This is a genomic window from Streptomyces glaucescens (assembly GCF_002154375.1).
Taxonomy (GTDB): Bacteria; Actinomycetota; Actinomycetes; order Streptomycetales; family Streptomycetaceae; genus Streptomyces; species Streptomyces glaucescens.
The window spans coordinates 1-972 of sequence record NZ_MUND01001060.1; the positions used below are offsets into that span (position 1 = coordinate 1).

Below are 972 nucleotides of genomic sequence, written 5' to 3' on the forward strand. Positions count from 1 at the left end.
GCCGGCGAGGGTGAAGGGCTCCTTGCCGTAGTTCAGGAGGTGTTCGTAGTGGCCTGCGCCTTCTCCGCGAGGGTGACGGCCTCGGTGACGAGTGGATGGGGCAGGTGCCGGGCCACGTTCACGAGGTGCTGTCGCTCGGCATGAGGCTCGGTGTCGGCGCCGGGCAGCCTGACGACGCGGAGCTGGGGCGCGAGGGGCGGGCGGGCGCTGTCGCGGGCGCGGGCCGCATGGAGCAGCGTCGCGGCGGCCTGAGCAGCGGTCAGGTCCCAGTCTGGGCCTGGGCCGTTGCCGCGGTCGGCAGATCCGGCTTCCGGTGCGTCCTTGGCCAGACGCTCGACGGCCAGTGAGGGCAGTGGGCTCCACCAAGGGCTGAGCCGTCCGGCGGCGTCGTGGATCTCCGCCATCATGGAGGTGAGGTCGAGACTGGTGTCGAAGCGGCTCCACCAGGACTGCCCGGGCGCCAGGACCACCTGCGGGCCGTTCGGTTCGCTGACAGCACCCCGACCCCCTGCCAGGTCTCCCACCACGAGGTCGTGCAGGGCCCACAGGGTGCGTAGGTCTCGGCGCTCGGCGCGGCGGGAGCGCAGGACGAGGGCGCCCAGGGCGATGTTGGCGGCAACGCAGCTGGCGATCGTTGCCAGCCAGGCAGTCTCGGCGAGTCCGTACAGGGGGCGCGGGCCGATGGCCGACCCGATCAGGGCGGCCGCGTTCAGTGCGACGTTGACCAGGTCGAGGCTGAGCGCGAGCGCGAAGAACCGCAGCGACTGCTGTAGGTCCTCGACCAGGTCCGGGCGGCCGGGGATTGACAGCGACCGGCACTCGCGCACGGTGGCCACGATCGTCGAGATCAGCGCGGTCCAGTAGACGGCGTGCAGAGCTACGACCTCGGGCACTTGGGCGTAGGCCGCGGAGAACCGCAGGGGTGCCGCCGGGCCCAGGTTGGCGAGGGCATACAGGACCGCCATGGCGGTC

General features: G+C 72.0%; 1 protein-coding gene. It reads right to left on the bottom strand.

The genetic code is table 11. From position 1 onward, the window contains the following. Nucleotides 1–32: 32 nt before the first annotated feature. Nucleotides 33–972: DUF6545 domain-containing protein (locus tag CCN42_RS43095; RefSeq protein ID WP_158102212.1), on the bottom strand; the 940-nt coding region annotated here is incomplete at its 5' end.